At 61.3% G+C, this 26,884-nt stretch carries 23 protein-coding genes and 1 pseudogene; 6 read left to right on the top strand and 18 right to left on the bottom strand.

The window, feature by feature from the left end:
- Nucleotides 1-221 precede the first annotated feature (221 nt).
- Nucleotides 222-629 (bottom strand): DUF4440 domain-containing protein, encoded by a 408-nt coding sequence (locus AC07SI_RS01370; protein ID WP_495004954.1) that lies wholly within the window; start codon nucleotides 627-629, stop codon nucleotides 222-224.
- Complete coding sequence (locus AC07SI_RS01365) at nucleotides 622-1,809, bottom strand: MFS transporter (protein WP_495004953.1); 1,188 nt, start codon at nucleotides 1,807-1,809, stop codon at nucleotides 622-624. Before AC07SI_RS01365 ends, AC07SI_RS01370 begins: the two co-directional genes overlap by 8 nt.
- A 112-nt stretch (nucleotides 1,810-1,921) precedes the next feature.
- On the opposite strand from AC07SI_RS01365, the gene AC07SI_RS01360 reads away from it, so the two are divergent.
- Complete coding sequence (locus tag AC07SI_RS01360; protein ID WP_495004952.1) at nucleotides 1,922-2,779, top strand: LysR family transcriptional regulator; 858 nt, start codon at nucleotides 1,922-1,924, stop codon at nucleotides 2,777-2,779.
- On the opposite strand, the gene AC07SI_RS01355 is transcribed toward AC07SI_RS01360, so the two are convergent.
- The 16 genes and pseudogenes from AC07SI_RS01355 to yaaA all read right to left on the bottom strand — a co-directional run bounded on the left by AC07SI_RS01355 (nucleotide 2,776) and on the right by yaaA (nucleotide 22,528).
- Entirely contained in the window at nucleotides 2,776-3,588 is an 813-nt protein-coding gene (locus AC07SI_RS01355) for an SDR family oxidoreductase (protein WP_213550514.1), read from the bottom strand. The genes AC07SI_RS01360 and AC07SI_RS01355 overlap by 4 nt on opposite strands.
- A gap of 14 nt (nucleotides 3,589-3,602) precedes the next feature.
- A complete protein-coding gene (locus AC07SI_RS01350; RefSeq protein WP_065907081.1) occupies nucleotides 3,603-4,067 on the bottom strand; it encodes a multidrug transporter in 465 nt (154 codons plus the stop codon).
- 242 nt (nucleotides 4,068-4,309) lie between these two features.
- Nucleotides 4,310-5,761, bottom strand: a complete 1,452-nt coding sequence (locus tag AC07SI_RS01345; RefSeq protein ID WP_065907077.1) for a mannose-1-phosphate guanylyltransferase/mannose-6-phosphate isomerase — start codon at nucleotides 5,759-5,761, stop codon at nucleotides 4,310-4,312.
- A 209-nt stretch (nucleotides 5,762-5,970) separates the two neighbouring features.
- Nucleotides 5,971-6,627, bottom strand: a complete 657-nt coding sequence (locus tag AC07SI_RS01340; protein WP_065907075.1) for an alginate O-acetyltransferase AlgF — start codon at nucleotides 6,625-6,627, stop codon at nucleotides 5,971-5,973.
- A gap of 16 nt (nucleotides 6,628-6,643) precedes the next feature.
- Nucleotides 6,644-7,828, bottom strand: a complete 1,185-nt coding sequence (locus AC07SI_RS01335; RefSeq protein ID WP_495004951.1) for an alginate O-acetyltransferase — start codon at nucleotides 7,826-7,828, stop codon at nucleotides 6,644-6,646.
- Nucleotides 7,829-7,839: 11 nt separating this feature from the next.
- The gene (locus AC07SI_RS01330) at nucleotides 7,840-9,372 is read right to left on the bottom strand and encodes an MBOAT family O-acyltransferase (protein WP_201143564.1); all 1,533 of its coding nucleotides are present in this window, start codon (nucleotides 9,370-9,372) and stop codon (nucleotides 7,840-7,842) included.
- Between the two features lie 109 nt (nucleotides 9,373-9,481).
- A pseudogene (locus AC07SI_RS01325) lies at nucleotides 9,482-9,592 on the bottom strand (metal ABC transporter ATP-binding protein); the annotation flags it as partial.
- A complete protein-coding gene (locus tag AC07SI_RS01320; RefSeq protein ID WP_083221459.1) occupies nucleotides 9,589-10,698 on the bottom strand; it encodes a mannuronate-specific alginate lyase in 1,110 nt (369 codons plus the stop codon). The pseudogene AC07SI_RS01325 and the gene AC07SI_RS01320, both read right to left, overlap by 4 nt.
- An 8-nt stretch (nucleotides 10,699-10,706) precedes the next feature.
- Entirely contained in the window at nucleotides 10,707-12,155 is a 1,449-nt protein-coding gene (locus AC07SI_RS01315) for an alginate O-acetyltransferase (protein ID WP_065907096.1), read from the bottom strand.
- A gap of 11 nt (nucleotides 12,156-12,166) precedes the next feature.
- Nucleotides 12,167-13,741, bottom strand: a complete 1,575-nt coding sequence (algG, locus tag AC07SI_RS01310; RefSeq protein WP_106805103.1) for a mannuronan 5-epimerase AlgG — start codon at nucleotides 13,739-13,741, stop codon at nucleotides 12,167-12,169.
- A complete protein-coding gene (locus tag AC07SI_RS01305) occupies nucleotides 13,741-15,228 on the bottom strand; it encodes an alginate export family protein (RefSeq protein ID WP_495004950.1) in 1,488 nt (495 codons plus the stop codon). Before AC07SI_RS01305 ends, algG begins: the two co-directional genes overlap by 1 nt.
- Nucleotides 15,225-16,649, bottom strand: coding sequence for an alginate biosynthesis TPR repeat lipoprotein AlgK (gene algK / locus AC07SI_RS01300; RefSeq protein ID WP_495004949.1), 1,425 nt, complete (start codon nucleotides 16,647-16,649; stop codon nucleotides 15,225-15,227). The genes AC07SI_RS01305 and algK overlap by 4 nt, the downstream gene beginning before the upstream one ends.
- A 90-nt stretch (nucleotides 16,650-16,739) precedes the next feature.
- On the bottom strand, nucleotides 16,740-17,906 hold the full coding sequence (locus AC07SI_RS01295; RefSeq protein ID WP_065907047.1) for an alginate biosynthesis protein Alg44: 1,167 nt from the start codon (nucleotides 17,904-17,906) through the stop codon (nucleotides 16,740-16,742).
- A gap of 38 nt (nucleotides 17,907-17,944) precedes the next feature.
- Nucleotides 17,945-19,426: a mannuronan synthase gene (gene alg8, locus AC07SI_RS01290; protein WP_495004948.1), complete on the bottom strand. Its 1,482-nt coding sequence runs from the start codon at nucleotides 19,424-19,426 to the stop codon at nucleotides 17,945-17,947.
- A gap of 105 nt (nucleotides 19,427-19,531) precedes the next feature.
- Nucleotides 19,532-20,848, bottom strand: a complete 1,317-nt coding sequence (locus tag AC07SI_RS01285) for a nucleotide sugar dehydrogenase (protein ID WP_065907093.1) — start codon at nucleotides 20,846-20,848, stop codon at nucleotides 19,532-19,534.
- A 900-nt stretch (nucleotides 20,849-21,748) separates the two neighbouring features.
- Nucleotides 21,749-22,528 carry a peroxide stress protein YaaA gene (gene yaaA / locus AC07SI_RS01280; RefSeq protein ID WP_106805102.1) on the bottom strand — a complete coding sequence of 260 codons (780 nt, stop codon included), beginning with the start codon at nucleotides 22,526-22,528 and terminating at the stop codon, nucleotides 21,749-21,751.
- 152 nt (nucleotides 22,529-22,680) lie between these two features.
- Here yaaA and AC07SI_RS01275 point away from each other — a divergent pair, with 152 nt between their 5' ends.
- The 5 genes from AC07SI_RS01275 (at nucleotide 22,681) to moaE (ending at nucleotide 26,881) form a co-directional block, all read left to right on the top strand.
- On the top strand, nucleotides 22,681-23,805 hold the full coding sequence (locus AC07SI_RS01275) for a polysaccharide deacetylase family protein (protein ID WP_495004947.1): 1,125 nt from the start codon (nucleotides 22,681-22,683) through the stop codon (nucleotides 23,803-23,805).
- Between the two features lie 348 nt (nucleotides 23,806-24,153).
- The gene (locus tag AC07SI_RS01270; RefSeq protein WP_017135209.1) at nucleotides 24,154-25,548 is read left to right on the top strand and encodes a PhoH family protein; all 1,395 of its coding nucleotides are present in this window, start codon (nucleotides 24,154-24,156) and stop codon (nucleotides 25,546-25,548) included.
- A gap of 165 nt (nucleotides 25,549-25,713) precedes the next feature.
- Nucleotides 25,714-26,187 carry a cyclic pyranopterin monophosphate synthase MoaC gene (gene moaC / locus AC07SI_RS01265; protein ID WP_065907039.1) on the top strand — a complete coding sequence of 158 codons (474 nt, stop codon included), beginning with the start codon at nucleotides 25,714-25,716 and terminating at the stop codon, nucleotides 26,185-26,187.
- Entirely contained in the window at nucleotides 26,184-26,426 is a 243-nt protein-coding gene (gene moaD, locus AC07SI_RS01260; protein WP_065907037.1) for a molybdopterin converting factor subunit 1, read from the top strand. Before moaC ends, moaD begins: the two co-directional genes overlap by 4 nt.
- A 2-nt stretch (nucleotides 26,427-26,428) precedes the next feature.
- Entirely contained in the window at nucleotides 26,429-26,881 is a 453-nt protein-coding gene (moaE, locus tag AC07SI_RS01255) for a molybdopterin synthase catalytic subunit MoaE (RefSeq protein ID WP_065907035.1), read from the top strand.
- Nucleotides 26,882-26,884 lie beyond the last annotated feature (3 nt).

Genomic DNA, 26,884 nt, shown 5'->3' with positions numbered 1-26,884 from the left:
ACCGCAAGCATGGACAACGCCTCTCTCCCTGTGGGAGCGGGCTTGCCCGCGAATACGGTGTGTCAGTCAACAAATATGCGGGCTGATCCAGCGCCTTCGCGAGCAAGCCCGCTCCCACCTATCATGCGCTTGGGCCTGATATCGCAACGGCACACACTCACGCAGCACCGTCACCAGTCAGGCTGTTCGCTGTTTTTTTAGGACCGGCCCGATCAGTTATTTCATTGCGCTAGCGCTACATAGGTTTCATGCAAATGGCGCCACGACAGCGCGCCACTCGCCTGTTTCTCGAACACCACGGTGGCACGGCGGTCGGTCTGCGTGCCGCTGGCGTCGATCTGATGTTCGCGATACGTCACGGTGGCGCCGCGTGCGTGGCGGTCGATGCCGGTCATTTCACTCAAGGTGATTTTCAACCCCGGGCGCATGCCGCCCAGACGGGTGAACAGCGCGTTGACCCCGGCTGCATTGACCCGTGTGCCCGTGGCGGGGGCGATCATGCTGAACTCGGGGGAGAAGCGCGCGAGCAAACTCTGCAGGGTGCCTTCGGGTGCGACGCCGGCAAACCATTGCTCGATCTCGACGTGGGTCTGGATCACTTCCTCAAAAAAATCGCTGTAATCAATCATGACGGGGCTCGCTGGCAGGGTGAAGCAGTGTCCGTACTGTGGAGGCATCCAGGCGCAGCACTGCAAAGAGAGGCAACAGGGTTAATGCGGCTGCCATCGTGAAGGTTATGACGAAGGAATCCAAGGCCGACAACAGTGCACTGAGGGCCGCCGCACCCAGGCAGAAGCTTATTTGCCGATTGATATTCCACAACGCGCTGGCATGGCCCATGCGCTCGGCGGGGATATCCAGGAATGCCAGGGTCTGTGCAGTGCTGCTGCACAGGCTGCCGCCCAGGCCCATCAAGGCGTAGGCGAGCACGATCAGGCCTGGCTCGTTGAGCAGCAGGATGCCGGCGCATTGCAGCAGCATGCCCACCAGCAGCAAGGGTTTGGGGCCGCAGCGATTGAACAGTTTTTTGCTCAGCCAAATAGCCAGCGCCGAGGCCAGTGCCCACGGCAACATCAGGGCGCCGGTGTGTGTGGCGTCGTAACCCAGGCCGCGCAGGTAGAGAATGGCGATCAGGCTGGTACCGATAAAGACGCCGGGAATGCACAGGTAGACCAGCATCGCGGTGCGCAGCATCGGGCTGGCGATCTGTTTGAAAATGCTGCCCACCTCCAAGGTAGGACACACGCTGGCGGGCACGTCGGGTTTTATCCACAGCCTCGCCAGCAGCAGGGTGATCAACGCCAGCGGCAGGTTGGCGTAGAAGATCCAGCGCCAGGACACGTTGTCGACGATCAGCCCGCCCAACGCCGGGGACAGGGCAGGCACCAGAAGGGCCACCGACATCACGCGGGCGGTCAGTTGGCTGCGCTCTGCCGCGCGGTAGTGACGGTACGCCATGGCCTGGCCCACAGGGATCAGCAAGCCGCCCCCGAGCCCTTGCAGGGCACGCCAGCCAATCAGCGTTTCAATCGAGTCCGCCTGGCCCACCAGCACCGAGGCACCGGCAAATATCAGCAGGCTCACCACGATCAGGCCGCGCTCGCCCATGAGCGCCGCGAGCCACACACTCAAGGGAATGATCAGGGTCAGCCCGAGTAGGTAGGCGTTGCTGACCCAGGCCAGTTGCGTCACCGACGCCTGCAGCTCGCGGCCGATATCCGGGTAGGCGACGGTGGCGACAAACATGTTCACCAGGTCAAGGGCGAAACCCAGTAGAAAGATCCAGGCGATTTTCGAGCGGTAGGTCATTGAGCGCGATCCGGCGAGTGAAGCGCGCAGGGTAGGCTGCACGCAACGTTTGGGATACGCCGGTTTGGCTGCTAGTTTGTCAAAAATTTTTTGACAAAAGAGGAGGCAATTGATGGTCAGCCTGGACCGATTCGACACGTTCAAGGCCGTGGTCGAGGCCGGGTCGCTCACTGCAGCGGCCGATCTGCTGGGCCAGACCCGCGCCGTAGTGAGCTTCAATCTCAAGCGCCTGGAAGCGGAACTGGGGGTCACCCTGCTGACGCGCAGCACCCGCCAACTGGCGCTGACCGATGCCGGCGAGCGTTTTTACCTGCGCTGCACACGCGTGCTCGAAGAGGCGCAGTTGGCCGTGGAAGAGGCGCGCTCCGAACAGGCCCAGCTCAAGGGCACCCTGCGCATCACCACCACCGTGGAATATGCGCTGGCCGTGGTCGCCCCTGCGGTGGAGCGTTTTCGCCGTCTGCACCCGGACCTCACCCTGCACTTATCCACATCCTCCACCCACGCGGATCTGATCTCCGAGCGCTTTGACGTGGCGATTCGGTTGGGACGTTTACTCGATTCCAACCATCGTGCGGTGCAGTTGTCCACGTTCGACGTGTTCGCGGTGGCGGCGCCCGAGTTTGCCGGCGTGCACACCCTGGATCAGTTGGCACTTGCGCCCAAACTGGGCCACGGCCGCTTGACGGAACTGAGCGTCACCGACCCCGCCGGCGGCGAGCATCAATACCGTGCCGGGCCCGCAGCCATGGTGGCCGACAGCGCGGCCGTACTGCTGGCCTTTGCCGTGCGTGGCCTTGGCGTGGCAGTACTGCCGCAATGGCTGGTGCAGGATGACCTTGAGTCGGGACGCCTGGTGCGGCTATTGGCGGACCATCACTTCGCCCCACAAGGGGTGTTTGCGCTGTACCCGGACACCCGTCACCTGCCGCTGAAAGTGCGGGCGTTTATTGATTTCATGAAGGGTTAAAGCGTCCCGCTCAAGCCAAAGCGCTTTTTCAAGACCTTCTCAAGCAGCCCCTTGGGCAACAACGCCGCCATCAACGGCAGCGCTCGGCTGCCATTGCCCGCGCGCAGCAAGCGTGGCGGTGTTGCTTGTTGCACCGCGTTCAGCACCTGGCTGGCGAATTGGCTGGCGGGTGTCGGCTTGTCCTGGGAGGCCTGGCTGCGAGCACGAATACCCTCGCGCAACGGCCACCACGGTGACTGCTCATTGATCAACAGCTCGGCCTGGGCCCCGGCGTTCTTCGCAAAGCGGGTATCGATGGCGCCGGGCTGCACTTCCATTACGCGGATACCAAACGGCGCCAGCTCCATGCGCAGTGCATCGCTCAAGGCATGCACTGCCGCCTTGGAGGCGCAGTAGGCACCGGCAAACGGTGTGACCAGTACGCCGGAAACGCTGCCGATATTCACCACCAGGCCTTTGCGCTTGCGCAGGGCGGGAAACAGCGCCTGGGTCACGCCGACGATGGAAAATACATTGGTCTCGAACTGGCGCTGCATTGCTTCAGTGCCGCCATCGAGCAATGGCCCCATGGCGCCGTAGCCGGCGTTGTTGATCAGCACATCCAATTCGCCCAGATGCGTGGCCAGGGTTTGCAGGGCACCCGCGTCGTTCACGTCCAGCAGCACGGCATGGAAGCCGGCGTCGTTGAGGGCGATCACGTCGTCTTCGCGGCGGGCGCTGGTCAATACGTCGAATCCCGCCGCCTTGAAGGCCTCGGCCAGGGCGCGGCCGATGCCGCTGGAGCAGCCGGTGATGAGTACGTTGGGCATGGATCAGTCCTTTGTCAGTCCGAGAAACTGCCTTGCAGGTGCTCGGCACGAAATTCCAGGGTTTGCGCGCGGTAACCAGGGCGCAGCGGCGGGGTGGGCAGGCAGTCTTCCCAGGTGGCGCCCGCCTGCAATTCGCCGGGGCCGCGATAGCGAGGGGCAGCATAGACGTTGTCGGCCAGGTTGACCGAGTCGCCTGGCGCATAGGCCGCGACGCGCCAGCGCAGTTCGGTGAGAGGCACGTCGTTGCCGTTGTTCAGGGTCAGTTTCAATGGGCGGTCCGCCGGGCATTCCTGCGGGGCATAGCTGATGCGCAGTTCCAGGCGCGCCAGTTGCGAGGCTTCGCGATTGTCCAGCCAGACCACCCAGACGGCCACGCAACCCAGGCCTGCCAAGGCAGCAAGGGAAACCGGAAGGGCCTTGGCCGGGTAGCGCAGCAGGAGGATCAGCCAGGTGATGATCAGGAGAACGCCGAAGAACATGGAGACCACCTCGAATAGGGAACGAGCATCCTAACTTAAGCGTAGGTGGGATTGGCTACCTTGAGTGCTGTGGTGGGCGTGCCGGCCTCATCGGGGCAAGCTATTCGCAGATCAAAGGTGGGAGGGGGCTTGCCCCCGATGGGGCCCTAACAGCCAGTGCAGATCTCAAAAAAAAGCCCCCACCCAACCCACTGCGGATAGGGGACGCAATGGGCTGGGCGAGGGCTTCTTGTACGACTGTTTTACTGCGCGATAGTTTTCACCGACACGCCACGTTCAACCGGGGTCGAGCGACCGTAGATATCTTCGAACCGCTCGATATCGTCTTCGCCCAGGTAGCTGCCCGATTGCACTTCGATGATCTCCAACGGGATCTTGCCCGGGTTGCGCAGGCGGTGCACCGAGGCGATCGGGATGTAGGTGGACTGGTTTTCGCAGAGCAGGAACACGTTCTCGTCACAGGTGACTTCGGCGGTGCCGCTGACCACGATCCAGTGTTCGGCGCGGTGGTGGTGCATCTGCAGCGACAGGCACGCGCCCGGCTTGACCGAGATGTGCTTGACCTGGAAGCGCCCGCCCATGTCCACCGAGTCGTAGGAGCCCCACGGGCGATAGACTTCGCAGTGGTTCTGGGTTTCGCTGCGGCCCTGGTCGTTGAGGGTCGAGACCATCTGCTTGACGCCCTGGACCTTGTCCTTGTGGGCAATCATCATCGCGTCCTTGGTTTCCACCACCACGATGTTGTCCAGGCCGATCACCGATACCAGCTTGCCGTTGCCGTGGATCATGCAGTTGCGGCTGTCCTGGATCACCACGTCGCCCTTGCTGACGTTGCCGTTGACGTCTTTATCGTTGACCGCCCACAGCGAGGCCCAGCAACCGACGTCGCTCCAACCGGCGCTCAGCGGCACCACGCAGGCGCGCTGGGTTTTTTCCATCACGGCGTAGTCGATGGAATTGTCCGGGCAGCAGGCGAAGGTGGCTTCGTCGAAGGTCACGGTGTCAGCGGTCTGCTCACTGCGTTCCAGGGTCAGCAGGCAGGTGTCGTAGATGTCCGGATCGTGCTTTTTCAGCTCTTCGAGGAAGCGGCTGGCGCGGAACAGGAACATGCCGCTGTTCCAGAAGTACCCGCCGCTCTTGACGAACTCGACGGCGCGTTTTTCATTGGGTTTTTCCACGAACTGCTCGACGCGGCTCACGCCTTCGGGCAGCAGCGAATCGTTGGTCGACTTGATGTAGCCGTAGCCGGTTTCCGGACGGGTTGCCGGCACGCCGAACAGCACCATCTCGCCACGCTCGGCCGCCACGGTGGCCAGGGCCAGGGCGCGTTGCAGGGCTTTCTGGTCGTCGATTACGTGGTCGGCCGGCAGCACCAGCATCAATTCGTCGCGACCTTCATTCACCAGCATCATCGCGGTGAGGGCCACGGCCGGCGCCGTGTTGCGACCGAACGGCTCCATCAGGATGCGCTGGCATTCGAGCTTGCGAGTGCTCAGTTGCTCGTTGACGATGAAACGGTGGTCCTTGTTGCAGACCACGATCGGGCTGTCCATGCCTTCGAACACCAGGCGTTCCAGGGTTTGCTGGAACAGCGTGTGCTCGCCGGTCAGGGCCAGGAATTGTTTCGGGAACTGTTTACGGGAAAGCGGCCAAAGACGTGAGCCGCTACCACCGGAAAGGATTACTGGGATCATGCTGTTTCTCCTTGAATCGATTTGGGTCAGAGCTACGAAGGTTTGTCGTTTCACTCTTGTTTTTGTCTCGGTCCGACTGGGCTCCTCGGCTCCAGTGGGAGCCGGGCTTGCCCGCGATGCAGACGACTCGGTGTGTCAGTGACACCGAGGTGATGCCATCGCAGGCAAGCCAGCTCCCACAGGGGAACGGGGCCCGGTCGAAAATCTGATCAGCGGGTCGACACTGGGCGTTTCACCCAGACTGGCGACAGGCTCGAACCGGAACCGGTGACGTACAGCACCGCTGCCTCACCACGTTCCAGGGCCACTGGCTTCACGTCGCCGACTTTCTTGTCGCCGTCATACAGCGCCAGGCTCACCTTCACCGGGTTGATTTCGCGCTCGCCACGGCCTTTGGCGGCCACCGACTTGACCACGTCGGTCTTGCCGTCGGCGGTCTTCAGGGTCAGGGCCTTGTCGCTGAGGTTCTGCACGCGCACCAGGGATTTCTGCTTGTTCTTGAACGGCGGTTCCTCGATCAACTGCGGCTGGCCGCTGCTGTTGTTGACCAGGGTGTAGTAGTGGTCCGGGGCGAGCTTGACCGGCACGGTCTGGCTGCCGACCTTGGCGCTGTAGTCACCGCCGGGCATGAAGCTGAAGTCACTGCTGGCCAAGGGCGCAACGTCGCTCAGGTTGGTCGCGCCGACGGTGGCGCTGACTTCCTGGTTGCTGGCGTTGTAGACCCGCACGAAGCTCGAGCCTTTTGGCGCAGTTGGGCCGTACAGGGCGGCGTCGCCACCGGCGAAGGCAGACATCGATACAACGCTCATGCCGGCAACCAGGGCCAGGGTCTTGGCGAGACGACGCGGAGTAGTAGTGAAAGTCATGTGAGTTACCTCTCTTTCAGTTTTGCGCCCGGTCGGGCGTCTCGGATTTTGAGTGTTTAACTGGGGTGTTCAGTGCCATGTTCTGTTGGCGCGAACCGGCTTGTTTAAGCTGCGCAACCCACTGCGGGTCGGCATCACCGATTTCGTTGTTGACGGGCAGATAGCGTTCAGGGAACTCCCAGATCAGCACCTGCGGCGGGCTGTTCTTGAAGTCGTCGCTCTTGAGGTAGCTGAGCATCGGCAGGATCGGGCCGTGACCGTCTTCGGAGTAGTTGATGACGTCGCTGCCCAGGGCTTGCTTGAGCGCGCCGACGAAGTTCCAGTTGGGGTTGGCGCTGTAGCTGGTGCCGACCAGTGCAACCGGGGTTTCGCTGTCGCTGAACAGCGCGTCGTCGCCTTTGGTTTCAGCCAGGTGCGTGACGCGTTTTTCCAGCGGCTCTTTAGGCGGCATCAGGTTTTCAAACAGCGGGTCCAGCGGCAGGAACAGACGCAGGTCGCCTTTGTGCGGCTCGGTCTTCTCGGCTTCGGTGACAAAACGCTGCGGCTCGCCGTTCAGTGGCGCCTTGTCGGCAATCACCTTGGCCAGTTGCTTGGCAGCGATTTCGGCACCGTCCGGAGTCCAGTGGGTGTCGGTGCGCAGGAACACCTGCTTGCCGCCCAGCTTGGCCTGTTGCAGCGGGTCGAGCAGGTCGGGGGCGATGATCTTGTCGGCGGCAACACGCGCGTGGAAGTCCTGGTACAGGTTGGCGTGGATGCTCGCAGGCTTCACCTCACCCAGGTGTTCCGGGTACAGGCGCACTTTGGCCGGCACGATTGCCATCACCAGTTGAATGCCTTGGGCCTTGAGTTTCTGGCGCACGCCTTCGACCAGCGCGTAATTGCCCTCGAGGTTCTGGTCTTCATTGACGGCCGGATTGAACTCCTCGTCGCTGTACAACCAGTGATCGCGGCCCAGCACGACGCCAGGGCGGCCTTCATTGAACAGCTTGTAGTCCAGCGCGGCCCAGAGGTTGGTGCCCAGGCGCTTGATCGGGAACTGGTCGTCGTAATGGGTCTCGACGGCCTTGGTCCAGCGACCGTTGAGCACGGTCGCATCGGCATTGGTGCTGAAGCCGAAGAAGCTGCGCATCGACCAGGCGCCCAGGGCGAGCAACACCACCAGGAACAGGCCGATATAGAGGACGCGGAATGAACGGGTCATGGTCGGCTCCCTCAGAATTGGAAGTAAAGGAACGGCGAGAAACTCTGCGCCGACAGTTTGAGAATCGACGCTACGAACAGCAGCAGCACTGCCGCGCGCATTGCGTAGCGTGGCCAGTCAGCGGTCCAGTAGGCCGGTTGCACGGCGGCGTCCTGGCCGACGGTGAAGCCTGGCTCGTGGATGCTGCCCGGGTTGTCGCCCGGTACGGCCTTGATCAGGCTCGGATCGGCCGGCTTGGCTTTTTCGGCGGGGCGGTTGGTGTAGAAGTCGCGCAGGCCGAAGAACGCCAGGGTCACGTACGCCACCACCAGGGTTGCCACTTGCAGGCCGGTGAGGTTGGCGCGGTTGAGTTCCGACAGCGACCATTCGCCAAAGCTGAACATCGCGCCGTACATACGGCCGGCGACGTGCAGGTTTTCGGCGCGGAAGATCACCCAGCCCATCACCACCAGCAGGAAGGTGAAGGCCCAGCGCACCGGGTTGAAGCTGCGCGGCGAGGTGTTGAGGCCGATGGCTTTTTCGATTGCCAGCCACATGCCGTGCCAGGCGCCCCACACGATGTAGGTGATGTTCGCACCGTGCCACAGGCCACCGAGCAGCATGGTCAGGAACAGGTTGCGGTAGGTGGTCAGCGTGCCTTTGCGGTTGCCGCCCAGGGTGATGTACAGGTAGTCACGCAGCCAGGTGGAAAGGCTGATGTGCCAGCGGCGCCAGAACTCGGTGATCGACTGGCTGATGTACGGCTGCTTGAAGTTTTCCATGAAGCGGAAACCCATCATCAAGCCCAGGCCGATAGCCATGTCGCTGTAGCCGGAGAAGTCGAAGTACAGCTGCGCGGTATAGGCCAGCGCGCCGAGCCACGCGTCGCCGGTGGTGGGGTTTTGCAGCGCGAAGCAATGGTCGGCGACCACCGCCAGGGTGTCGGCGATGAAAACCTTCTTGATGAAACCCTGCATGAACCGCGTGCAGCCCTCGGAGAACTTGTCGAGGGTGTGGGTGCGGTTGTTGAACTGGTCGGCCAGGTCGCGAAAACGCAACACGGGGCCGGCAATCAAGTGCGGGAAGATCGCCACGAACGCTGCAAAGTCGATGAGGTTGCGGGTCGCCGGGGTATCACCGCGGTACACGTCGATGATGTAGCTGATGGACTCGAAGATATAGAACGAGATACCGATCGGCAGCAGCACATGGGTGAGGATGAAGGGCTCAAGGCCTGCAGACTTCATCATCAGGTTGATGCTGTCGACGCCGAAGTTGGCGTACTTGAAGTAGCCGAGGATGCACAGGTCGACCGCCACGCCCAGCAGCAGCCAGCGTTGGGCCGGCTTGGTGCGCACGCCGGCGGCACCGACCTTGAGGCCGATCCAGTAATTCCACAGCGTGACGGCGGCGAACAGCGCCAGGAAGTCCACTCGCCACCAGGCGTAGAACACGTAGCTGGCAATCAGCAGCAGCAGGTTGCGATAGCGTTGCCCGCTCAAGTAGTACAAGCCGAGAAAGATCGGCAAGAACAGAAACAGGAACACATTGGACGAGAAAACCATCCCGATCTCTCCATGTTTAACCAACAGTCAAGGGCCAGAGCCCCCCCAAACCCCCCACCGAAAACGGAGAGGGGCGGTATTACATTTCCACTGACGAAACCGGCTCAAACTGTGGGAGCGGGCTTGCTCGCGAATGCGGTGTGTCATTCAACACAGATGGCGACTGATACACCGCCTTCGCGAGCAAGCCCGCTCCCACATTTGAAGTGCGTTTCGTCAGGAACCTTTGTTGCCTTTTTCATGCGTCGGGTCGTAGACCTTGGTCAGGTCGCCGCCGAGGCGGAAGGTCTTGAACGGCTGCATGCCATGCTTGCGTTCGAGCACATCCGGGGCGCAGGTGTAGAGGGTGCAGAAGGGCTCAAGCCAGGCAAATTTCATGTCCTCCTTGAGGTCCTTCATGTCCTGTTCCTTGCCGTTCTTCTGTTCGAAGATTTCCGGGTCTTTCACGCCGGCCAGCACCTTGTCGCCCAGGCGTTTCAGCGCGCCGTTGTTTTCCTGGCGCAGATCGACACCGTTGACCAGGGCAAAACTGGCGATCATCGACAGCGGCGGCAGCGCGTAGTTGTGGTACGACAGGGCACGTTGCTGACGCTTCAACTCGTTGGGCAGGAAGCCCTGGTCGTCGACCTGGTTGGCGCCGACCTTGTATTCCTTCACCGCCCAATCAAACAGGTCGCGACGGTTCACGGCGACGGAAGTCGCCATCACCGACCAGGCGGCCCAGTAGGAGTGGTTGTTGGTTTTTTCCAGCGGCAGGTTGTCCCAGTCGCTCACCACCTGGTCGGCCAGTTTGTTGAACCAGGCTTCGATCAGTTGCGACTCCTGCTGGTGGTTGGCCAGCGGGTGCGAGTCGGAGAACTTCAGGCGCACATAGGCCGAAGCCATGCTGCCCAGCGCCCATTTGCGCATGGACTTGCCGGTGTGGTTGAAATCCTTGGACATCAACGCGTCGGCCTTGGCCCAGCTGGTCAGCCAGTTGAGTGTGCATTCCAGCTGCTCCGGACGCCCGTCGCGCATGAATTGCATCACGCGCTTGCTGGTGTCTTTTTCCAGCTTGGTGATGTCGGCCGTGCTGTCGCGAAAGGCTTTTTCGGATTGCACATTCAGGGTGGAACGGGCCTTGTCCGAACCTTCGTACTTGCTGCGAAATTGCAGCGAGCCGGTGTACGGCGCCGGCATGGCGTCGCAGTCATTCTTGAAATCGCCGGTCTTGAACGCTTCCACCGGAGCGAAATAGCCCTGGGGCGGACGCAGTGGCGCGGCGGCGTTGACTGAGCCGGCGAACATTGCCAGGCCCAGCAGCGTTGGAATCAATAACTTCTGCATAAGTAACCTCATTGCCCAGTTGAGGCGGTCTGCTGACCACCGGCTGGGAATACGTTGCGTGTGCAAATTTTCGCTTCGACTTTCTGCGCGGCAGCGCCCGCTTCGGGGCCCTGCACTTCCACGGCCAGCAAGTTCTGCGAGGCCCAGTCTTCATCGGTGCGCAGTTCAAAGGCGAAACGCCCGTCTGTATCGGATGTTTCGGGTTTCTCGATCTTGATGTCCTCGTGGCGCCCGTTCATGTACCAGAGGGTGGCTTGCAGGGTTTTCACCGACGGGTCGGCGAAGCGGATATCAACCTGATGGTTGGCGTTGCGCAGGTCTTTGTTCGAACTGTTAACCAGCAATTCGTTCTTGCCGGGCTTCAGGGTAGTGCTCGCGGTCATCTGTGCGGTCTTGCCTTCGCAACCGTTGTCGAGCAGCGACATCATCTGGCGGTAGATGGTCTCCTGGTCGAGGCGGTACAGCGGCGAGAATTCCCAGATGAGGATTTTCGGCGGCGTCTTCTGGAATTCATCGCTGCCCAGGTACTGGATCATCGAGCCTTCCAGGCCACCGCCGGGGAAGGCGACGTTGAGGATGTCAGCACCGATTTCCTGTTCGAGGAAGCCGGCGAAGTTGTAGTTCTTGCCGCTGTGGCTGGTGCCCACCAGGGTGATCTGCGGGTTGCCGGAGTCGCTGAACAGGTCGCCGTCACCGGCCTCGCCCTTGGGCTCGGTGGTGAACTGGTCCATGTACTGGATCGCGTAGCTGGTGCCACACAGTTGGCCGGCCATGTTGTGCAGGGTGCCGGTCTTGCCCATGCGCCCGGAGCGCTTGGTCTCGAACTCACGCTTGGGAATATCCGCGAACTCAGGCATCGCACGAACTTTGGCGCCGACGATTTTCGCCGTGCGCTGCGCGCCGTAAGGGGTCCAGTGCTGGTCGCCGCGGAAGTAGAAGTCGTGCGCTGGCAATTCATCCGGCAGTTGCTCGTTGGTCAACGGCGACAGGTCCGGCACCACATAGCCCATCTTGGCGAAGCGGCCGAGCATGGTCTTGTAGTTGCTCAGGGCCTTGTCGAAATCGAACTTGGCTTTCTCTTCGGGGTTGAGCTTGTTGCGGTTCACCAGGCCACGGGTCGGCTGGTAGACCACCACCAGTTCCACGCCCTTGGCCTTGAACGCATCGTGCAGTTGCTGCATGCGCTTGTAGCCGGCGGGGCTGGTGTCGAATTCGGTGCGCAGGTCTTCCTGGGTGCGGAACAGCCAGTCGCCCTGGGCCTGTACCAGGGTGGTGAAGTTCTGCTGGTAGCGCGTGGTGTAGTTCTTCGCGTCGTGGGCGGCCGGGCACAGGCTGCAGCACGGCTCGGCGGTGAAGGTCGGCGCCTTGATTTCGTCGGCGCGTACGCCCTGGCTGGCCGCGAGCAGGCCGAGGGTCAGACCCGAGAGGCTCAGCAGTTTGATCATGTGTGGGTGCATAAGAGTCATCCTCAGTCCTGCAATTCGGTCTGGCGTTCGACAGGGTCGATCAGCACGGCTTTCTGCTGGCGCACCAGCAGGTCGAGAATCTCTTCCTGGCGATCGCCCAGCACGCCGGAGAAGCTGATGCCGCTGGATTTGGTCGGCGCCAGCATCGACACGCGATACAACTCGACACTCAGCGGCGAGTCGATCGACAGCGGTCCGCTGCCGTTACCTGCCAGCTCACCGCCGACCACGATCAGCGAGACCTTGGCGTCGAACGGGTCGAGGGCGATGTCGCGGTCGGTGTCGGTCAAGTCCTTGATGTGGCCGTAGAGGCCGGTCAGGCCGTTGGCCATCGAGGTGTTTTCGTACAGCCGGATGTTCACGCTGTTACGCACGCGGATGCCGTGGCGACGGTTGCTGATCACCTTGTTGCCCCACAACAGGTTGTCGCCGCTCTCATAGAGGGTGATGCCGTCGGTGTGGTTGCGGTAGATCTCGTTGTCGGCGATCAGGTTGTTGACGCTGTTACGGTCGATTACCAGGCCCGAGAGCTTGTTGTCGTAGCTGCGGTTGTTGAAGATGAAGCTGTCGTTCACTTCACGGGAAATGATGATGCCGTGCTTCTTCTTGGTGCCGTACACGGTGTTGTCCGCGATGATCAGGCCGTGGGAACGGTCGTGCGGGTCAATGCCGTAGACGATGTTGTCTTTGTAGGTGTTGCCCTTGATCACGAAGCCCGTGGTCTCGTAGCAGTAGAAGCCGTACCACATGTCCGAAAACTCGGAATCGATGATCCAGCCGGTCGGCTCGGGACGCTTGAGCACCTTGGCCATGTTCGGCGTGTACTGGGAAATACTCACCCCGTACGACTTACTGTTGGCGTAGCCGAAACTGGCCATCTTGGTGTTGGCGACGTAGGTCTCGGTGCCGCCCCAGGCCAGCAGGAACGGGCGGAACTCCTTGGGCGACTGGAACAGCGCCGGGCCGTTGGCCTTTTCTTTCCAGCCGGTGATCCTGGTGTCGCGCACGAACAGCTGGCCGTCGTTGATCAGGAACGAACCGGCTTCCTGGGACAGGCGCAGCTCTTTGGTCTGCTTGTCGATTTCGAGGATGCCCTTGCGCCCGACCACGATCGGCAGCTTGGCCAGGAACACACCCGGCGAGGTTTCGCTGAGGTACTGCTTGGGCACTTTGCCGAGCAGGTCCTTGAGGTTCATGTAGCCGTCGTCGACAAAGATCGCCTGGGGAATGCCGTGCTGGCGCACCACCCATTCGGCCATCTTGTTGTCGCCGCCGATAAAGTCCTTGAGGGCGTCTTCCTGCATCATCCGGCGGATGCTGATCTTGCCCGGCTTGGTCCTGACGATTTTCTTTTCCATCGCTGCGGCGGTGTAGCCCGACAGGTCCGGCAGGGCAGGCTTGGCCAGTTCCAGCGGCGCGGTCGGCGGGCTGGAAATGGTGTAGGTCTTGGCCTGTTGCAGTTCTTTGGCGATGGTCGGCGCCTTGACCTGCTGCGCGGTATCGGCGAAGGCTGTGGCACTGGCCATCAGCATCGCGGCAACCAGCAAGCGTTGAGGTTTCATTGCGCAGGCTCCCATCAGAACTTCCAGATCACGTCGACAAAGGCGCGATGCATGTACGAGTCAACCTGGCTGCCGTAGGCGTCGCCCGGCTTGAACACGCCCGCACGAAAGCGCACCAGGGCCGACGGTTCTTCGATCGACTGGCTGAGCGCGGCCGGCAGCAGGCCTTTCTTGAAGTACTTGGTGACGACCAGGTCCATCTCCTGGCCCAGGTCCTTCTTGCCGTCTTCAAGCGGCAGGGACGTGCTGGACAGGATCGCGCCGGTGACGTCATCGGTGTTGTTCTGCACGGCATCGATGCCGTTGCTGCCGACCGGCTTGTTGCCGTCGACGCGCCAGAACTTGTGGTACACCAGGCTGGCGTCGTAGTCCTCGCGCAGCTGCCAGGAACCGAACAGGCTCATGGACTGCATGTTGTTCATCTCGCCGCGAAACGCTTCGCCGAAGCGGTGCACGCGGGACTGGGTGCCGGTCCAGTTCGAACGGTTGCTCTGCAGGCCGTTCTGCTCGTATTCGGCGCTGGCGCGGGAGTAGGCCGCACCCACTTGCCACTGCGGGTCCAGACGCAGGCGGATACCCAGGTCGGTGGCCCAGCCATTCACGTCGTCGCTGCGCTTGGCGTTGGTGGGGCGGGTGCCGTCGGCGTTCAAGGCGTTGACCGTGTCGCGGTCGCCCTGCATGCCGGTGATGCTCGCCCAGTAGTTGACGGTGTTGGTGTTGCGCCAGTTGTAGGCGTCGCTGTTGGCCTCGATGCCGAGCCATGTCAGGTCGCCGTTCTCGCGCTTGTCCAGCGAGTCGGTGGCCACGCCCGGTTCCGGGTAGTCGAGCTTGCCGTCGTCATGGGTGTGGTGGGCGCGCAGGCCGATCCACTGGCCGGGCGTCCACTGGTAGGCGGCGTCGGCGTAGAGGTGCTGGCGATCCTTGTCCTTGGGCGACAGCTCCTTGAGGTCGGTGCGATATTCGCTGAAACGTTCAGCGACGCCGACGTTGGCCTTGAGCAAGGTCGTGTCGAAGGTCCAGTTCAGCGCTTCGATGTTGGTGTCGCGCCATTGGCCGTCGTCATTGCGCAGGCGTTGGCGACCGAACTTGAGGATCTCGCCAGGGTAGGGCGTGAAGCCGCTGTAGCCGACCCAGAATTCGCGCATGGCCAGGTAGTTTTTCTTGGCCTTGCGGTCGTTGTTGGTGGTTTGCTGGTTCTCGTCATCCGCCGACTGTTGCAGGGTGTCGGTCTCGATAATGTCGCTGGACACCACGGCCTGGCCCATCGCGTAGGCGCTCCACGCGCCGCTTTCACCGTAGATCCACGGGCGCAGGTCGAGGCCGATGCCGTTGACGTCGCCGCCTTTCTGGGTGCCGAGGTCGCGGTCATCTTCGGACTGGGCGGTGGCTTTGACTTCCAGGCCGAAGTTCTTGGCTTCGGTCAGCGCGGCCAGGGTCGGGCACGACCACAGCAGGGCGAAGGTCAGGCCGATGCCGGCCTTGACGAATGGGTTGAGCTTCATAGGGATTCCTCGCCGTCTTCTTCTTGCAGGGCGTGCAGTTGCAGCGTGCTCTGGGCCAGGGTGCCGCGCGCGGCCAGCTCCTGTTGCACCAGGCGTTGGCCTTCGGCGCGTTGCTCAGGCGTGAGCGGGGCTTCGAGCTGCGTGGCCAGGTCAGTGGCCTCTGGCGTGTCCTGGGCTTTAGCCAACTGGCTGAAGACATAGGCGTTCAATGGGTCGGGCTTGGTGCCCTTGCCTTGGGAAAACAATTGGGCGATGGCGAAGTCGGCGCTGTTCTGGCCGTTGCGCGCAGCGGTCAGCAAGTGGTCGAGGGCTTTTTGCGGGTAGACCTTGCCCAGGTAGCCACGGCGATAGATCTGGCCGAGGTAGTAATCGGCGGCCACTTCCTTGCCCACGGCTTTTTCGAAGTGGGCTTCAGCGGCCTTGGCGTCGGCCGGCACCCATTTGCCTTCGTAGTAGAGCTTGCCCAGCAACAACTCGGCGCGCGGCTGGTCGGCGGCGCGGCCGTTGTCCAGGTACTTCATCATCTGGTCGATGTCGCCCAGTTCAGGGAAGTCGTAGAGCAACTGCGCCAGGCTGACCCAGGAAGCCGGGTAGCCAGGGGCGATTTTTTCCAGCAGGGCCTGGGCGGTTTTTTCGTCGGTCTTGCCCAGCGAGGCATCGCCCAATACGCGGGCCACGCTGTCGACGCGTTGTGCGGTGACGGTGCCACGGCTGTAGCCGGCTTCCATCTGCTTGAGCAATTGGGCCTGTTTTTCCGGCTCGGCTTTCTTCTGGTAGACGGTGGCCAGTTCGACGTAGCAGATGTCGGTGGTGTTCAGCGCGGCCTTGCAGATGCGCTCGACGTCATCCAGGTGCTGGTCGTAGGTGTCCTGGGTGCGATACAGCAGCACTTGGGCCAGCCCGGCTTCCGGGTAACCGGCGGCCTGCCACTTGCTGATCTGCTGCTGGGCGTTCACGTTGGGGAAGCTGTGCGGGTATTGCAGGTACAGCATCGCCAGTGGGATCAGGGTGTTGCCTTCGCCATTGGCAAAGGCTTTTTTCAGCAGGCCTTCGGCTTCGTGCTGCTCGGCCTCGGTGACGCCTGGCTTGGCGACCAGCAGGCGACCCAGGCGCGCCTGGGCACGTGGCGACGTATCGGCAGCCGCGCGATAAGTGGCTTCGGCCTGACGGATCTGCTCGGGGTCACGGGTGGTCACCTGGATATCGGCCAGGCCCACCTGGGCCTCGCTGTAGCCCAGGTCCGCGAGCTGCTGGTAGTTCTGCTGGGCAGTGACGGTGTCGCCACGTTTCAGCGCTTCGTTGGCCAGGCGCTGGTCGGGCAGGCCGGCGCAACCGGCGAGGCTGACCGCAACAGCCAGCAACGCCGCAGTTCCCATGTGGGAGCGGGCTTGCTCGCGAAGGGGCCCTGTCAGTTGATGCATGTGTTGGCTGACACACTGCTTTCGCGAGCAAGCCCGCTCCCACAGGGACTGCGGTGTTTTTGAGAGAGTCATCACAGGCATGTCCTCTGCTTACAGACCGTTGGCCATGGCTTTGTCGATCAGCCAGTTCAGCGAAGGGCCACGGTCGCTGGTCACTTCCACCGGGCGGCCGGCGTAGGTGCTGTCCAGCGGCGCATCAGGCTTGATCTGCACGCGGATGTCGGAAGACAGGTCGGCGCTGTTCAGGCTGGTGCTGCTGACGATTGTGCCGGTGCGGACCTGTTCTTCGTCGGCGACCTGGAAGCTCACTGGAGTGCCGGGGCGCACGTCGGCGAACTGGCGATAGGTGAAGCGCGCTTCGACATTGGCCAGGCTGCCGCGTGGCACCAGTTGGAAGATCACGTCGCCTTTGCTGGCGTACTGACCGTCGGCGACCAGTTGCTGCGCCACCACGCAATCGCATGGGGAGGTCAGGGTGCCGGTCATTTGCTTGCCGAACAGCTCTTCGACTTTGGCCGGTTGCAGCTGGTCTTCGTCCAGGTGGCCCTTGAGCACGTCGAGCATGCTGGTGCTGAAGGTCGCCAGTGGCGCGCCTTTGGCAGCGACCGCATCACCCTTGAGCAGGCTTTGCACGGTACCGTCGCGCGGCATGGTCACGTTCATGCCCGGTACGCTGACGATGCCCGCCTGGGCGTGGCTGACGAAGTACATGCCGTACACCGATTTAAAGACAAACCCGAACGCAGCGAGGCCGACCAGGAAGATCGCCAGGCTGAAGGTCACGGCACGCAGGCGGCCGAAGGCGCTCATGTTGCTGCCGCCGTCCTTGACCTTGCGCGCCTTGGTGAAGTTGTCGCGCTGCAGGGTTGCCAGCACGTCGCCCATGGTCACGATGTCACCGGACAGGTGCGAGGTGATCAGGTGGCGCAGGGTCGAGATGTCCTGAGCGTCGAGGTTCTGGAACTGGCAACCGGTGCGACCTGTCTGGCGGTCGTAGGAGCGAATTTGCAGTTCCACGTCCATGGCCAGGCCAAGGTTGTCGATGACGAACTGCAGGCGGCCTTTGTGCACTTCACCCACGGTCAACGGCTGGGTGGCGGTGAACGCCAGGCCGCCGGCGGAAAGGTCGATCACCCGTGCTTCGGTCTGGGTGCGGTCTGTGTTGAAGAAGCGCAGCTTGGCCGGGATTTTGACCCGGGCATGTTGGCGCTGGGCTTCGGACTCGTGGACAACGTTGGCGTTTACTTGGCTGTTCATGACGGTGTAATTCCTTGGTTAATTCAGGCTTGGCAGGGTCAGACCATCATCAGCAACACGGCGACGAAAATGCTGCCGGCGGAGAAGGTCATGGTCCGAGACGACCAGGTGTTGAACCAACGTTGAAAGCTGGCCAAATCGCGGGTCAGTTTGGTGTCCTGGCGGGTCCAGGACTGTTGATCAAGGCGGAAGAACACGTAGATCTTCACCAGCGCGCCCATGATCTGGTTGTAATAGAGAATCACGGGGTAGGCCGGGCCGATCCCGTGGCCGGAGCACGACAGCAGCAGGGTCAGGATCAGGCGGGTGATGCCGATCCACAGCAGGTAGGCGAGGATGAACGCGCCGCCGTACTTGAAGGTGGCGATGATTGCCACGGTCAGGCCGAGCAGGGAGGTCCACATCGACACGCGCTGGTCGAACAACACGATGCTGGTGAACAGGCCCAACCGGCGTACACCCAGGCCCAGGGCACGGGAGTTCTGGCGCAGGTTGTTGCCGTACCAGCGGAACATCAGCTTGCGGCTGGCCTTGATAAAACTCTTTTCCGGCGGGTGTTCCACGGTGTTGATCGCGGCGTCCGGCACGTAGAAGGTGTCGTAGCCAAGGCGCATCAGGCTGAACCAGCTGGACTTGTCATCGCCGGTCAGGAACTTGAAGCGGCCCAGGCGCCAGTGTTGCAGCGAGTCGCTTTCCACGTCGGCGATAAAGCCCGGGTCGGTGACCACGCTGGCACGGAACACCGACATGCGCCCGGTCATGGTCAGCACGCGCTTGGACAGGGCCATCGAGCACATGTTGATGTGGCGCTGGGCGAAGCGCAGCTTGTGCCATTCGCTCATGATGTAGCCGCCGCGTACTTCGCAGAACTCGTTGGTGGTCAGCCCGCCGACATTGCCGAACAGCTGGAACCACGGGACGGTCTTGCGGACCACGCCTTCGGCGAGCACGGTGTCGCCATCGATCACGGCGACCACGGCGCGGTCATCCGGCAGGTGGCGGGAGATGGCGCGAAAACCGAAGGCCAGGCCGTCACGCTTGCCGGTACCGGCGATGCGCACGAAGTCGAGCTTCACGTGGTCTGGCGGGTTCATGCGTTCCCACAGGCTCTTGACCAGCAGCTCATCGGACATTTCCACCAGCGAGCAGACCACGGTGGTCGGAAAGCCACATTCGATGGCCTCGCGAATCACCGAGCTGTAGACCTGCGCGGTGGTCAGCGCATCGATCCGGAAGCTGGTAACCATCAGGAACACATGGGACGGGTCGGCGGCCTTGCCCAACTTGCGCACTTTGCGGCGCAGGTGCGGGTAGACCACGTACAAAAACAGCATGCCGCGAAAGAAATGCGTAGCACCCATCGAGTAGCGCCAGATACCGACGGCGCCAATCAGGAAAATAAAATTCTTCGACTCGGAGTCGAACGTACTCGCCGGCAAAAGCAGGGCGAGTCCCATCAGCAGGCTCAGAAAGAACAGCCAGCCGGCGGATTGGAGCAGTACGTGTTTTAACTTGGACATAAGCGTCATCCGAAGGTGGTGAAAGCGGCTGGTTGCAAGCCGCAAGCTGCAAGGGCGGTGCTTTTACTTGCAGCTTGCGGCTCGAAACCTGCCGCTGCTCTTCCGTTACCAGCAAATGCCTTCGGTGCGGCCGCTGACGCTGGTGGCTGCGGACATGAAGCCCACCAGGTCGACCACTTGCTTGCCGTGCGGGGCGTTATGCGCCAGGGCACGGAACTTCTCATCGCGGTTGCCCAGGATGATCACGTCGGAGTTGTTGATCACGTCGTCGAAGTCCGAGTTGAGCAGGGACGACACGTGCGGGATCTTGCCTTCGATGTAGTCTTTGTTCGCGCCGTGGACACGGGCGTACTCGACGTTGCTGTCGTAGATGCTCAGGTCGAAGCCTTTGCCGATCAGCATCTCGGCCAGCTCGACCAGCGGGCTTTCGCGCAGGTCATCGGTGCCGGCCTTGAAGCTCAGGCCCAGCAGCGCGACTTTGCGTTTGTCGTGGCCGGCGACGATGTCGAAGGCGTTCTGCACCTGGGACTCGTTGCTGCGCATCAGCGAGTTGAGCAGCGGTGCTTCCACGTCCAGGGAACCTGCGCGGTAGGTCAGGGCACGCACGTCCTTGGGCAGGCACGAGCCGCCGAACGCGAAGCCTGGGCGCATGTAGTACTGGGACAGGTTGAGGGTCTTGTCCTGGCAGACCACTTCCATCACTTCGCGACCGTCGACGCCGACCGCCTTGGCGATGTTGCCGATCTCGTTGGCGAAGGTGACCTTGGTGGCGTGCCAGACGTTGCAGGTGTACTTGATCATCTCGGCAACGGCGATGTCCTTGCGGATGATCGGGGCGTCGAGTTCTTCGTACAGCGACTGCAGGACATCGCCGGAGGCTTTGTCGAACTCACCGATAACGGTCATCGGCGGCAGGTCGTAGTCGGCGATGGCGGTGGATTCACGCAGGAATTCCGGGTTGACCGCGACGCCGAAGTCGACGCCGGCTTTCTTGCCGGAGCAGTCTTCGAGGATCGGGATCACCACATTGGCGACAGTGCCCGGCAACACGGTGCTGCGCACTACGATGGTGTGGCGGGTGGTCTTGTCACGCAGGACAAAACCGATCTCGCGGCATACCGATTCGATGTAGTTGAGTTCCAGGTCGCCGTTCTTCTTGCTCGGCGTGCCGACACAAATCATCGACAGGTCGGTATCACGGATGGCTTCGGCGAAGTTGGTCGTGCCACGCAGGCGACCGTTTGCGATGCCTTGGCTCAACAGTTCGCCCAGACCCGGCTCAACGATGGGCGATTTGCCTGCGTTGATCAGGTCGATCTTTTCCTTGGAGATGTCTACGCCGACCACTTCGTGGCCACGTGCAGACAGGCAACCGGCACAGACTGCGCCAACGTAACCTAGACCAAATATGCTGATGCGCATCGCATTTACCTCTTTGTCATTGAAGACGGTGTTAATCATGCCAATAGATGGCCGGAGTTCATGTTTGCAAACGTCACTGTTCACGCGGAAGTTGGGCGAATAGACGCCGACTTACCGCGTACAGGCAGGTTAAATAGTGAGTGACTAACTATTGCACTCAAGGTGTGCGCAACTTGGCCTTGTTATTGGGGCTTGCCCTAAAATGCAGCCAGGTTTCCGGGTGGAAGGGCCTGACGCCGGCGCCGTAGAGCCTTGATAGAGGCGGTTAGCCCTTTAATATCAATGGCTTGAGCGTTGGCACCGACACATTTGGGTAAGCGCTGCCTTGGCCTATAGGGGTTAGCAATTCATCCTTATCGCCGCCCTCAACTCATATCAGTTGATGATGTGACCCGTGAGTCAAAGTTGATGGGGCAACTTTGCTACTTCCGTGGATCGTTATGTAAGTCATCTCTTACAGAAACAGAGAATTTCGTTACCGGTGGTATGAGCGGCGCTTTAAGGTGAAGTTCCGGGCCGCTCATCCTGTTTCCCGAAATTTCTTGAAATATTAGAAAAGATGGCACTGGTAGTACAGTGATAGCACTTGCTATTCGGGCCAGTAGTTGTAGGGAGTTGGCGCGCATAGATAGTTTTGTGCCACCACGGTTTGAAAAAAGTGGTGCCACTACGAAAAAAAATTGGAAATGTCGAGTGAAAGAATTGTTAGAGATGCGTCAAGATATTTTTTGACGCCAAAATAATGACTATTTGCGCGCTGAAATGCGCACAAAAAATGTGGGAGCGGGCTTGCTCGCGAAAGCGGTCTGTCAGTCAAACATGTGCTGACTGATAGGTCGTTTCGCGAGCAAGCCCGCTCCCACCTTTGATCTTTAGCGTCAGTGAGGGCGGAGCTGGGCCTTATTCCGGTGCGTGATCGCGCAAAAACACCAGGTTATCCGGCTTGGACTGCTCTGCATTGAAGCGATAACCCTGCACGTCGAATTGCTTGAGCTTGGCCGGGTCGTTGATGCGCTCCTCGATGACGAAGCGGCTCATCATGCCCCGGGCCTTCTTGGCGTAGAAGCTGATGATCTTGTACTGGCCGTTCTTCAGGTCCTTGAACTCGGTATTGATGATGCGCGCGTTCAGGGCCGTGCGCTTGACCGCCGAGAAGTACTCGTTGGAGGCCAGGTTGAGCAGCACGTCGTCACCTTGTTCGGCCAGGGCTTCGTTGAGCCATTCGCTGATGCGGGTGCCCCAGAAGGCGTACAGGTCCTTGCCACGGGCGTTGGCCAGTTTGGTGCCCATCTCCAGGCGGTACGGCATCATCAGGTCCAGCGGGCGCAGCAGGCCGTAGAGGCCCGAGAGCATGCGCAGGTGGTCCTGGGCGTAGGAGAAATCGGCATCGCTGAAGGTCTCGGCGTTCAGGCCGGTGTAGACATCGCCCTTGAACGCCAGCAGCGCCTGCTTGGCATTGTCCGGCGTGAAAGCGGGAGTCCAACTGCCAAAACGCGCGGCGTTGAGGCCGCCGATCTTGTCGGATACGTGCATCAACTCGCTGATTTGCGCCGGGCTCAGGTCGCGCAATTGCTCGATCAACTCCTGGGAGTGGTCAAGGTATTGCGGCTGGGTGAAGCGCGGGGTTACCGGCTTTGACTCGAAATCGAGGGTTTTGGCGGGGGAAATCACCATCAGCATGAAGTTGGCTCCTGTAATCGTGGAGGGGATTCTAGGGGCAGGGGCGTTTTGACTCCACCTATCAAGGCAATAGATACCAAAACTGCGGGAGCCAGCGTGGGATGGGGTGTATCGGCTATAGTGGCCGACGACTCTGGAGAGGGAGACCCTAGGTGCGAATCGCGCTTTTATTATCAGCTTGCCTGCTCTGCCTGACCGTCCAGGCGGCGCCGGTGGATGTCGCCAGCCTGGACCGTGGCACCTGGCCCGAAAAGCTCGGCAGCCCGGCGCTGTTCGACGTGGCCTCGCGCGCCGAAATCCTGATGTTCGCCCACAGCCTGCTCGCCAGCGAGAATCAGGATGAAGCCGCGCTCAAGCAACGGCTGGGCCTGAAGATCATCAACATGGCATCCATCGACGACCTGCGCCGCCAGCTCTGGCAGCGTCTGCTGGAGAACTACACGTTCGCCCAGCAAAGCTGCGAGGAAGATGCCTCGTTCTGCTACCTGGTGGAAAACATGGACGACCTGCGCGAGCAGGCCGGCAAGTTCGAGGTCAGCGAAAACTCCTTCTATATAGGCTGGGCCGGCCCCAGCCACGCGTTCCACGAACGCTACCTGGACGAGCTGCTGCGCAAGGCCGCGCTGTTTCCGCAGATCAGCAGCGAAATCGCGCGCTTTGGCGATCACGAGCGCAATGGCGACGAGTTCAACGACCGGCTGTTCCTGCTGACCTTCGATGGCGGCCCGGCACCGGTCAGCGGCAACACCGACTGGCTCACCGATTACCTGCGCAAGCAGAAGATGAACGCGACCTTCTTCGTCCTCGGCAGCAGCCTGCAGACGCGCGTCGAGCGCAGCTCGGTGGCCGATGTGCAGGCGCTGTACCAGGGCCAGTGCGTCGGCACCCAGGGCTGGCAGTATCGCTCCCATAGCCATTGGGTCGACTGGCAGGGCTCCATTACCCGCAGTGCCTCGCTCGCGCAGAACCTGATGCCGGAAAACTACCTGCCGCTGTTTCGGCCGCCCTACGGTCAGCGTCGCGCGGACAGCCAGGGGTTCTTCCAGGCCCAGGGCCTGCAAGTGGCGTTGTGGGATATCGATTCCCAGGACGAACCGGGCAAGCTCAAGGCCGATGAGTCGGCGCAACGGGTGCTGACGTTGATGCTGCTGTGGCGCAAAGGGGTGATTGTGTTTCACGACACCCAGGACAAGGCGCGGGTGGCGTTGCCGATATTATTGCAGGCGACGGGGCAAAGCGGATTGGGTTGGCAGGACTGCCGGGAGGCGTTTCGCTGAAAAGACCGAAGTGCCCGGCCCCGTTGGGGATGCGGCATTTTCGGGGTGATTTCGTGCGACATTTCGATGCAGGCGGACTTCCGACTTTAACGGGGTCCATGGCACTCGGCTAGTGCTATTCGTCATCCTGAAAAATAAACTTCAAAAATGCGTCAAAGTGCTTTTTCCTGTCATGGGTTTTGCGGTATTACGAAGTCAGATCGCCGAAACCTGCAACACAGGTGGCGTCTTCCAAGACTCCTCATGTGGGCACTGCACTTGACGTCACTCAGGTGCAGTCGGTGGTCGAATCGAGGCGCAGCACTGTTGCGGTATTGCGTCGACTGGCTCCCACAAAGGTGACCGAGTATGGATGATCATGGACGTAACCCTTCTTCCGACCAGCCAATCCTTTATGTGCTTGATACCAACGTACTGATCCACGATCCGAACGCACTGCTTAACTTCGAAGAACACCACGTCGCCATCCCGATGATCGTGCTTGAGGAGCTCGACAAACTCAAAAGCGGGCACCACAGCGTGGCTGCCGAATGCCGGCAGGCCATCCGCCTGATCGACAAGACCCTGGGCGAAGCGTCACCTGACGACGTTGAAGTCGGTGTGCCGATCCAGCGCGGCAAAAGCGGGCCCAAGGGCTTGCTGTCGATTCTGATGAGCAAGCGCAGCGAGCCCAACAGCCTGCTGCCGGAGAATCTGAACGACAACAAAATCATCAACCAATTGATCGACCTGCACGCACGCGACAAGGACCTGCGCCTGGTGCTGGTGACCAAAGACATCAATATGCGCCTCAAGGCACGAGCGTGTGGGATCGCTGCCGAGGACTACAGCACCGACCAACTGGTCGACGACGTGTCGATGCTCTCCCGTGGGTATCACACTGTGACGGGCTCCTTCTGGGACCTGGTCAGCAAAGTTGAAACCCGTCAGGACCATGGCCGCACCTGGCACCAGGTACAGTTGATCGACAACCTGCCGGCCGTGCACATCAACGAGTTCATCATCGACGAACAGGGCTTCGTGGGCTGGATCAAAGAGATCCAGGTCGACAAGCTGCTGATCCTCGACCTGCATCAGGAACCCCTGTTGCACCAGGAAGCCTGGGGCCTGAAACCGCGTGATATCTACCAGAGCCTGGCGCTGTATGCGCTGCTCGATCCGGACATCCACCTGGTCAACCTGACCGGCGCCGCGGGTTCGGGGAAAACCATCCTCGCCCTGGCTGCCGCCATCGAGCAGACCATGGTGACCAAGCGCTATCGCCGCATCATCGCCACCCGCAGCGTGCAGGGCCTGGACCAGGAAATCGGTTTCCTGCCCGGCACCGAGGCGGAAAAAATGGAGCCGTGGCTGGGGGCGATCACCGACAACCTCGAAGCCTTGCACATGGATGACGAAAACACCCATGGCAGCGTCGACTACATCCTCAGCAAAGTGCCGTTGCAGTTCAAATCCCTCAACTACATCCGAGGTCGCAGCTTCCAGCAAAGCCTGATTTTGATCGATGAATGCCAGAACCTCACCCCGCACCAGATGAAAACCATCATCACCCGTGCCGGCGCCGGTTCCAAAGTGGTGTGCCTGGGCAACCTGGCACAGATCGACACCCCTTACCTGTCCGCGACCAGCTCCGGGCTGACTTACCTGACGGAACGCTTCAAGGACTTCCCGAACGGCGTGCACATCGCCCTGCAGGGTGTCCCTCGTTCGATTCTGGCCGAATACGCCGAGTCCCACCTGTAACCACGGTCAATGTGGGAGCTGGCTTGCCTGCGATAGCATCACCTCGGTGTAACTGACATACCGAGGTGCCTGCATCGCGGGCAAGCCCGACTCCCACAAAAGCCAGCTCCCACCTTTTGATCTGCGTTGGGTTTACAATCGACGCTCCTGATCAGGAGTACCGCTGTGCTGACTCATCTCGATTCCCAAGGTCGCGCCCATATGGTCGACGTCACCGACAAAGCCGTGACGTTCCGCGAGGCGGTGGCTGAAGCGCGGGTGCGCATGCTGCCCGAGACCCTGAAAATGATTGTCGACGGCGCCCATCCCAAGGGCGACGTGTTTGCCGTGGCCCGCATCGCCGGGATCCAGGCGGCGAAAAAAACCAGTGACCTGATCCCCCTGTGCCACCCGCTGATGCTCACCGGCGTCAAGGTCGAGCTCAGCGCCGAGGGCGTGGACGTGGTGCATATCCTCGCGCGCTGCAAACTCTCAGGCCAGACCGGCGTAGAGATGGAAGCCCTCACCGCCGCCAGCGTCGCGGCACTGACGATCTACGACATGTGCAAGGCGGTGGACCGCGGCATGACCATCGAAAGCATCCGCCTGCTGGAAAAGCTCGGCGGTAAAAGCGGGCATTTCAAGGCGGACCAGGCATGAGCATCAACGTACTGTTTTTTGCGCGCTACAGCGAAGTGATCGGCCTGGACTCCCTGGAGATGGAAGGCGATTTCGCCACCGTCGAGGCTGTGCGCCAGGCATTGGCGGGCGATCCCGAATTCGCGGTGTTGAACGAAACCAGCCTGATGTGCGCGCGCAACCAGGAATTGTGCACCCTCGACGAGCCGTTGCAGGCCGGCGACGAAGTGGCGTTCTTCCCGCCCGTGACCGGAGGCTGAGCATGGCCATTCGTGTGCAGGCCCAGCCCTTTGACCCCGGCGCCGAAGTCAACGCCATGCACGCCGCCAATGTCGGCGTCGGCGCAGTGGTGAGCTTTGTCGGCTATGTGCGCGATTTCAACGATGGCCTCGATGTGGCGGGGATGTTCCTCGAGCACTATCCCGGCATGACCGAAAAAGCCCTGGCCAAGATCGCCGTCGAGGCTGAGCAGCGCTGGCCGCTGCTCAAGCTGGAAGTGCTGCACCGCATCGGCGCCCTGGAGCCTGGCGAGCCCATCGTGTTCGTCGCGGCTGCCAGTGCCCATCGCCAGGCGGCGTTTGATGCCTGTGCGTTTGTGATGGACTACCTCAAGACCCGCGCACCGTTCTGGAAGAAGGAAAATACCAGCGAAGGGCCGCGGTGGGTGGAAGGGCGGGACAGTGATCATAAGGCGGCGAATCGCTGGAAGGTGTAAGTG

The sequence above is a fragment of the Pseudomonas sp. GW821-FHT05D12 genome (assembly GCF_059419825.1).
The sequence above is the reverse complement of the archived record's forward strand: the minus strand, read 5'-3'. Positions and strand labels throughout refer to the sequence as shown.

Excerpts from the sequence above, each read along its gene's own strand:
- AC07SI_RS01370 (WP_495004954.1), bottom strand. The coding sequence starts at position 629 with ATGATTGATTACAGCGATTTTTTTGAGGAAGTGATCCAGACCCACGTC.
- AC07SI_RS01365 (WP_495004953.1), bottom strand. The coding sequence starts at position 1,809 with ATGACCTACCGCTCGAAAATCGCCTGGATCTTTCTACTGGGTTTCGCC.
- AC07SI_RS01360 (WP_495004952.1), top strand. The coding sequence starts at position 1,922 with ATGGTCAGCCTGGACCGATTCGACACGTTCAAGGCCGTGGTCGAGGCC.
- AC07SI_RS01355 (WP_213550514.1), bottom strand. The coding sequence starts at position 3,588 with ATGCCCAACGTACTCATCACCGGCTGCTCCAGCGGCATCGGCCGCGCC.
- AC07SI_RS01350 (WP_065907081.1), bottom strand. The coding sequence starts at position 4,067 with ATGTTCTTCGGCGTTCTCCTGATCATCACCTGGCTGATCCTCCTGCTG.
- AC07SI_RS01345 (WP_065907077.1), bottom strand. The coding sequence starts at position 5,761 with ATGATCCCAGTAATCCTTTCCGGTGGTAGCGGCTCACGTCTTTGGCCG.
- AC07SI_RS01340 (WP_065907075.1), bottom strand. The coding sequence starts at position 6,627 with ATGACTTTCACTACTACTCCGCGTCGTCTCGCCAAGACCCTGGCCCTG.
- AC07SI_RS01335 (WP_495004951.1), bottom strand. The coding sequence starts at position 7,828 with ATGACCCGTTCATTCCGCGTCCTCTATATCGGCCTGTTCCTGGTGGTG.
- AC07SI_RS01330 (WP_201143564.1), bottom strand. The coding sequence starts at position 9,372 with ATGGTTTTCTCGTCCAATGTGTTCCTGTTTCTGTTCTTGCCGATCTTT.
- AC07SI_RS01320 (WP_083221459.1), bottom strand. The coding sequence starts at position 10,698 with ATGCAGAAGTTATTGATTCCAACGCTGCTGGGCCTGGCAATGTTCGCC.
- AC07SI_RS01315 (WP_065907096.1), bottom strand. The coding sequence starts at position 12,155 with ATGCACCCACACATGATCAAACTGCTGAGCCTCTCGGGTCTGACCCTC.
- algG (WP_106805103.1), bottom strand. The coding sequence starts at position 13,741 with ATGGGAGCCTGCGCAATGAAACCTCAACGCTTGCTGGTTGCCGCGATG.
- AC07SI_RS01305 (WP_495004950.1), bottom strand. The coding sequence starts at position 15,228 with ATGAAGCTCAACCCATTCGTCAAGGCCGGCATCGGCCTGACCTTCGCC.
- algK (WP_495004949.1), bottom strand. The coding sequence starts at position 16,649 with ATGCATCAACTGACAGGGCCCCTTCGCGAGCAAGCCCGCTCCCACATG.
- AC07SI_RS01295 (WP_065907047.1), bottom strand. The coding sequence starts at position 17,906 with ATGAACAGCCAAGTAAACGCCAACGTTGTCCACGAGTCCGAAGCCCAG.
- alg8 (WP_495004948.1), bottom strand. The coding sequence starts at position 19,426 with ATGTCCAAGTTAAAACACGTACTGCTCCAATCCGCCGGCTGGCTGTTC.
- AC07SI_RS01285 (WP_065907093.1), bottom strand. The coding sequence starts at position 20,848 with ATGCGCATCAGCATATTTGGTCTAGGTTACGTTGGCGCAGTCTGTGCC.
- yaaA (WP_106805102.1), bottom strand. The coding sequence starts at position 22,528 with ATGCTGATGGTGATTTCCCCCGCCAAAACCCTCGATTTCGAGTCAAAG.
- AC07SI_RS01270 (WP_017135209.1), top strand. The coding sequence starts at position 24,154 with ATGGATGATCATGGACGTAACCCTTCTTCCGACCAGCCAATCCTTTAT.
- moaD (WP_065907037.1), top strand. The coding sequence starts at position 26,184 with ATGAGCATCAACGTACTGTTTTTTGCGCGCTACAGCGAAGTGATCGGC.
- moaE (WP_065907035.1), top strand. The coding sequence starts at position 26,429 with ATGGCCATTCGTGTGCAGGCCCAGCCCTTTGACCCCGGCGCCGAAGTC.